This is a genomic window from Spongiibacter sp. (assembly GCF_041602295.1).
GTDB lineage: Bacteria > Pseudomonadota > Gammaproteobacteria > Pseudomonadales > Spongiibacteraceae > Spongiibacter.
The window spans coordinates 1-6,344 of sequence record NZ_JBFIGO010000130.1 but is presented as its reverse complement, the minus strand read 5'-3'; the positions used below and the strand labels follow the sequence as shown (position 1 = coordinate 6,344).

General features: G+C 57.0%; 7 protein-coding genes. All 7 read left to right on the top strand.

The features are described from left to right. The first annotated feature begins 467 nt into the window (after positions 1-467). Positions 468-1,115, top strand: a complete 648-nt coding sequence (locus ABYM29_RS14260) for a hypothetical protein (protein ID WP_372865453.1) — start codon at positions 468-470, stop codon at positions 1,113-1,115. A 737-nt stretch (positions 1,116-1,852) separates the two neighbouring features. Further along, positions 1,853-2,314: a DUF4124 domain-containing protein gene (locus ABYM29_RS14255; RefSeq protein WP_372865452.1), complete on the top strand. Its 462-nt coding sequence runs from the start codon at positions 1,853-1,855 to the stop codon at positions 2,312-2,314. Positions 2,315-3,567: 1,253 nt separating this feature from the next. Beyond that, positions 3,568-3,819 (top strand): hypothetical protein, encoded by a 252-nt coding sequence (locus ABYM29_RS14250; protein ID WP_372865451.1) that lies wholly within the window; start codon positions 3,568-3,570, stop codon positions 3,817-3,819. 19 nt (positions 3,820-3,838) lie between these two features. After that, positions 3,839-4,231: a DUF1761 domain-containing protein gene (locus tag ABYM29_RS14245; protein WP_372865450.1), complete on the top strand. Its 393-nt coding sequence runs from the start codon at positions 3,839-3,841 to the stop codon at positions 4,229-4,231. A 140-nt stretch (positions 4,232-4,371) separates the two neighbouring features. After that, a complete protein-coding gene (locus tag ABYM29_RS14240; protein ID WP_372865449.1) occupies positions 4,372-5,151 on the top strand; it encodes an enoyl-CoA hydratase/isomerase family protein in 780 nt (259 codons plus the stop codon). 35 nt (positions 5,152-5,186) lie between these two features. Further along, complete coding sequence (locus ABYM29_RS14235) at positions 5,187-5,690, top strand: nitroreductase family deazaflavin-dependent oxidoreductase (RefSeq protein ID WP_372865448.1); 504 nt, start codon at positions 5,187-5,189, stop codon at positions 5,688-5,690. A 239-nt stretch (positions 5,691-5,929) separates the two neighbouring features. Continuing rightward, a partial coding sequence (locus tag ABYM29_RS14230) for a hypothetical protein (RefSeq protein ID WP_372865447.1) occupies positions 5,930-6,344 on the top strand: 415 nt, incomplete at its 3' end.

Genomic DNA, 6,344 nt, shown 5'->3' with positions numbered 1-6,344 from the left:
GCCTGGCTAAGCGCTTACAAGTCAGGCGCATACAGGTCAGTCAAAAGCCCGAGGAATTCCGGGGACAGTTTACTTAATTTAGGCATGCTAGTTATAGTGAAGTAAGTAGGCGAATCAAGGAGTAAAGAAATGGCAAGGATGCCGCGATTGGTTGTACCAAATTACCCTCACCATAGCACCCAGCGCGGTGTGTGGCGCATGAAGACCTTTTGCTGCGCTGACGACTATCAGTATTACCTAGATCTGGTTTCGAGGCGCAAAAGCGACGCGGGCGTCTCGATTTTGGCCTACTGTAATCATGTGCATTTCGTCGCAGTGCCGGAAGAAAGGGAGGCCGGCTGGCGACGATGCGTTTGTCACAGCGTTGGAGCAACTGACAGGAAGAGAGCTTCGAAAGAAAAAGCCCGGCCCGAAATCACGAATTAAGTAAACTGTCCCAGGAATACACCCGCCTGGATTAGATTGATATGACGATTACTCTTAGTAAAAATCCATTCGAATATATTGCTCGTGTCTGGTTAATTCGCATGCCAGACACAACGACCCGATTCTATGATTGGTCAATATGGGAGAAATGTTTTCCATGCCTCGACGACATAATTTCTCTTGCAGACGCTAAAGCGGCTATACGAAGTTCACAATGTATAATGGTTGGAGGGAAATTAAGAGGCGGCTCCCTTTCATTCGGACGCATGACCTGGAATTATGAAAATAATAAAAAATGGGCTTGCAAATACATGAAGGACGAAGAATTAAAGGATAATGTAGTCTTCTTGTCGACCGAGATTTGGGCGCCAAGCTGGAGCCAGTGCGATAGAGATCTTAAGCCGCCGAGTATTGTCTTTCACGTCAAGAATCCACTAGGAAATTTTAAAGACATTTTTAAGATAGCGATAGATAGACGTATTTACGATCGGTTTTCTATTGAAATCGATAATGCCATTTCTGGAATTACCAAAATAATCTCGACAAATGATTACAAGGTCTATGACGTGAGATGGGATGGTAGACCTTTGATCCCAGGCGATGGACGTAGCTATAGTCCCATCGACGCATTTCCCTCCCAATTATGGAGGAATTTAGAAGCCGTAACTAAATTAAAACAACTCAACTGATGCAGAAATTTCTCTGTATTCTTTTGGTAAGCGGTAAGCTAACAACATCCTTGATGGTAATCCCCCCGTTAATTATCGGGGGGATTACCATTCTAGATAAGTGGGCTCAGGTCAGCCGGTTATGACACGCGTGCGGCCGTAATCAACGGGCTAGCCTCCGCAGGGAAGCTGGGGTCGGGTTCATCCTGTCCCTGGGGATACTATTGGGAGTGGCGGGCCGCAGGCTGTGTCCTGGCTCAACTGCTGCGGCGATGCTGCCGGTAAAAGGTAATGGCCTCGCCGATGGCTTCTTCGATGGGGCGGGGCTGCCAACCCAGTTCGGTTCTTGCCTTGCTGTTGTCCAGAAATCAATGGGGTCAGAGTCATTGATTCTGAGTAGGGGGACATTGCAGTAAAGCCTAAATTCACTGCCCAAGCTCTTGCCCCTCAGCACTGCCGAGCACGGCGTGGCCATTGCGGGAACTACGAGGTGCGCTGCGCCCGTGCTGGCGGAACGCATTGCAGCGGCGGCTTTCACCCGGCCCGATATACTTAGTCCCCCCGTTTGCCGGTAAGCGAAGCTCAGCATGCATAGGCTGGTGGCTTTTGGCGTAGCAAGACGCCTGTTGCCCAACAGGCGTGAAACCGCGATGATCAGCACAAAAGCCACTATAAGATGTAGCCAAACGGTGTGTAGGAAGGCTGCCTGCATCCCACATTTTGTACTGTTCACACATCACGCGTAGATGGATCTACTTATGAATAAAACGGTTAGCGCGGTATTAGCACTGATTTTTCTGCTTGGCACGGCCACAATTTCGGCGGAGATATACACTTGGACTGACGAAAACGGGGTAAAGCATTTCGGTGATGCGATTCCGGCGAAATACCGGTCGCAGGGGGAGGCGTTGCAACTGGTAGTGCCGAAAGCGGCGCAGCAAAGTGAGGCCGAGGCCCTGGCGGAGAGGAAGAAGAACATTGAGAGAATTTATTCCCCCTCTCGATCTTCGGCAGAGGCAGCTCCCTATAAACTGCCTGAGCCGTTTCAGTATCAAGCACCGCCAGTAAAGCCAAAAACCTGTTCACAAAAGCAGGCGGAATATTACGCCGCCGTGCAGTGTTTCAGTGAATGCCGGGCGGGGGTCGGCGTGATGCCGGGGGAGCGTCCGAAAATTGTCAAAAAATGTTCATGCCGAAATCTGAAAAAGCCAAAATGCTGATTGCGCGACGGGCTGGGCCGGTCAGCAAATCAATGGGGTCATCGTTATTGATTCTGAGTAGGGGGCATTGCAGTAAAGCCTAAATTCACTGCCCAAGCCCCTGCCCCTCAGTGCTGCCGAGCACGGCGTGGCCAGTGCGGGAATTGCGCGAGGACTGTCTGAGCGCAGCGAGTTCCGCAGGGCCCGCTCTGGCCGCGCCGCGCGCAGGGAATCGGCGGCGACAGCCGACGGCAGTGATGCGGGGTGCCCTTTCTCTTTGCTGACTTTCTCTTTGGGCACGCAAAGAGAAAGCCAGTCGCCCAGCAGGGCGAAACCAAAGCCATCCGCAGCAGAGAAAATGAACGTGTTATCGGGCCCGCAGGCCGGTACCGGGTTAACGAAATAATGGGGTCAGAGTCTTGGTTGCTAGTCGCATCGCGCGCAGGGAGTCGGCGGCGACAGCCGACGACAGTGGTGCGGGCTGCCCTTTTTACTCGGCATTGCATGCCTCGCCCTTCGGGTCGCCGACGAGCGGCGCTCAATGCACAAAGCGCATTGTCTTTGCTGACTTTCTCTTTGGGCGCGCAAAGAGGCAGCCAGTCGCCCAGCACGGCGAAACCAAAACCCTCCGCAACAGAGAAAATGAGCGTATTATCGCGCTTTCAGGCCGCAGCCACGGTTAAGGAATCAATGGGCTCAGGGTCATGGGTTCTGTATTTCCCCAAACAGCACTGGCTTTCTACCTCCACGCTCTAGCGTTTTGAGGTAGGTCGCCATTGTTCTACATTTTAAAAAACCACGAGGAACAGCAATGACTAAGGTTGATGACCGGGTCGCAGAGTTACTGGCTAAACACCCTAATCTAACGAAGCCGGAAGCGCTTAAGATCGTAACGGATAAAAATGAGCGGAAGAAGAATAGGAGAGCGGAAAAAGCGGAGAGAAGTAAGGCTAAGAAACCTCGCAACGAGGTAGACCCCTCAAAGGACTAGCAATGGGGTAAACACCATTGACGCCAAGTCGCTCCACCCCCTGGCTTCTTAGCACTGTGGGGTGCTCTTGGCCTGGCAAGAGCGAAGGCGCAGCCCGACCGGACAATGCCGCCTTCATCCATGCCCCGAAACCATCCCCCGAAACCATCCCCCCAAAACTACGCAGCTAAACTAAACAGCCGGTAGATCGCCCCCAGCGCCAGCCGCTATGCTTGAGTCTGTTGCGGCAAGGGCAGGGCGCAGTTTGCCCAGAACCCAGAACCCAGAAATCAAGGAGGCCCTTATGCCATTAGCGGATATCGCCGGAGAGGCCCTCGGCGGCGCGCTGCGCCTGCTGGGCCATGTTCTGGTGGAGCTGGTGTTCGAGGTGCTGATCAAGGGTTTGGGCTACGCCCTGTGCCGGCCGTTTTGCGCCTCGCTTAACCCCGACGGCTGGCGGGTAACGGTGGTCGGCCTGCTGGCGTGGGTAGCGCTGGCGCTGATTGGCTATAGTGTTTATAGCCATATGTCGGCCCCGCTGGCGGGCGCGGGTTAAGAGTGAGGAGGGACGCGGCGTGGCAGTAGATGTGATCGATGTATTGCTGGCGACGATTACCGGCATGGTGCTCGGCGCACTGTGGTATTCGCCGGCGCTGTTTGGCAATGCCTGGCTGGCCTGTGTGGGTAAAACGCCGCAGACGCTGGAAAAGTCGCGGCTGCCGATAGTGGGTAGTGTGCTGGCCAGCGCGCTGCAGGCACTGGCGGTGGTGCTGTTGCACAGCATGATAACCGTCTCCAGTGCGGAGATGGCACTGGAGCTGGGCGTGCTGCTGGCTGGCTTGGTGATCTTTCCGGCGATGCTGTCCGACAATCTGTTCTGCGGCTGGGGGCTGAAGCTGCTGCTGATTCAGGTGGGCTATCGCGCGCTCAGCGTTATCTTGATGTCGCTGCTGGTGTTTTGGCTCTAGCCCTTGGCTGACCGGCCGGGAGGGGGCAGCCACAGTTGCCGATTTGGTGCGACAATGGCGGCGTCCCTTCATCTTCGCTAGTCGCGCGGCCGCGGCGTTGCTAGCCTTGCCGGCTAATTCACGGCAGGGAGGGGCGACACATGACTACCGAAGGGTTTCATATTGAGTGGCGCGAGGCTTACGCCATTTTTACCTTGAGCCGCCCGGACAAGCTGAACGGCATTACCAATGCGGTGCTGCAGGGGCTGGAAGATTGCCTGGACGAAATCGAGCGCCGCCGCCTGCGCGGTTTGGTGATCGCCGCCGAGGGGCGGGCGTTTTCTGCCGGCACCGATCTGGAAGAGTCGGCGACGCTGAGTATGGAGCAGGGCTTTGCCAAGTGTGACCGCGCGCGCGACTTGATGCTGCGCCTGTACCGCTCAAGCATTACCAGTGTGGCGGCCATTCAGGGCCTGGCCTACGGCGGCGGCATGGAGCTGGCACTGGCCTGCACCCTGCGGGTGGCCGGCCCGGCGGCCAAACTGGCACTGCCGGAAATCAAGCTGGCGGTGATGCCGGCCTACGGTGGCAGCCAACTGCTGCCAGCGCTGATCGGTCGCGCCCGCGCCGCCGACCTGATGCTCACCGGCCGCAGCGTTAAAGCGGAAGAAGCCCTGCAAATGGGCCTGGTGTCGCGGTTGGTGGCCGAGCAGGGCGAGGAACGGGCTGCGGCCATTGCCCTGATCGAAGACATTACCGCCCACAGCCAACTGGCCATCGACCGCATTCACCGCTGCCTGCAGGCGGCGGGCGACGAGGTTGGCGAGGCGGGACTGGAGGCCGAGGGCCGTGCCATGCGCGAGCTGATGACCAGCGCCGATGCCGCCGAGGGCATCGCCGCCTTTTTAGAAAAACGCAAAGCGAATTACCGCCACTGCTAAGGGCAGCGGCGCAACACATTGATGACGGAGAACACATGAACAAAGGTCCTAACGCTACTGCCGGTGGCGACAAGCAGGTTAAAGCCATCCCCGAAAAGCTGGTGCCGTTGGTCAGCAAGGTGATGAAGTACTATTCGCGCGCCAATGTCTGGGTATTTAAAAAATCCAATGGCCGGCTGTGGAAAAACTTCCCCGGCGGCTTTCCCATCTGCCTGGTGGAAATGAAGGGGGCCAAAACCGGCGCCAAGCGCGAAACCCCGCTGATTTACCTGCCGGTGAGCGAGGGCAGCGACAGCGTGTATCTGGTGGCCTCGCAGGGCGGCATGCCGAAAAACCCGGTGTGGTACTACAATGTCAGCGCTCATCCCGACATTACCGTTACCGTGGGTGGCAAGAGCACGCCGCTGCGCGCCCGCCGCCTCAGCGCCGAAGAAAAACAGGCCGCCTGGCCACGGCTGTGCGAACTCTACCCCGACTTCGATGAATACCAGGCGCGCACCGAGCGCGATATTCCAGTCTTTATCTGCGAGCCGCGCTAAGCACTCGCCAGCCAGCGGCCGGCCTGCAAGTGCTAGGTCGCTGGGCACTTCCTCTCCCTGTTCTTTCTTTTTTTGTTGCGCTGCCTGCTGCGCGGTACTCGGCTGCCTGTGCGGTGTGGCGAGTGGCCCGGCTCGATAGCAGCGCTTGCGCCGCTTGCCCGCTGAACTTAAGGTAGAAAGCAAAGCGCTGTGCAGGAGTGCCTGCCAGTAAAGCTGAACGAGACCTTCAAGGAGGAAGAATGTTTCCAGCGGCATACCCCCACGACGCACTGCGTCAGCTCTACCCCGACGTGTTTCTGCTGCGCGGCAGTATCCGCATGGGGCCGGGGATGCGGATGAATCGTAATATGGTGATTGTTCGCCACGAGCAAGCGCTGGTGTTGATCAATCCGGTGCGTCTGGATGAGGACGGGCTGGCGGAGCTGGATAAGCTGGGCAGGGTCAGCCATGTGCTGCGGCTGGGAGATTTTCACGGCCTGGACGATGCTTGTTATCTAGACCGTTACGACTGCGAGTTTTGGGCGCAGGCCGGGCAGAGCACTTACCCGGGCCCCGAGCCCGACCGGCTGATTACCGCCGACACCGACAGCCCGCTGCCGAATTCGGCGTTTTTTATCTTTGCCTCGGCGCGCTACCCGGAGGCGGCCTTGCTGC

Bases quoted from the DNA above. Each gene is read 5' to 3' on its own strand.
- ABYM29_RS14260 (WP_372865453.1), top strand. From the start codon at position 468: ATGACGATTACTCTTAGTAAAAATCCATTCGAATATATTGCTCGTGTC.
- ABYM29_RS14255 (WP_372865452.1), top strand. From the start codon at position 1,853: ATGAATAAAACGGTTAGCGCGGTATTAGCACTGATTTTTCTGCTTGGC.
- ABYM29_RS14250 (WP_372865451.1), top strand. From the start codon at position 3,568: ATGCCATTAGCGGATATCGCCGGAGAGGCCCTCGGCGGCGCGCTGCGC.
- ABYM29_RS14240 (WP_372865449.1), top strand. From the start codon at position 4,372: ATGACTACCGAAGGGTTTCATATTGAGTGGCGCGAGGCTTACGCCATT.
- ABYM29_RS14235 (WP_372865448.1), top strand. From the start codon at position 5,187: ATGAACAAAGGTCCTAACGCTACTGCCGGTGGCGACAAGCAGGTTAAA.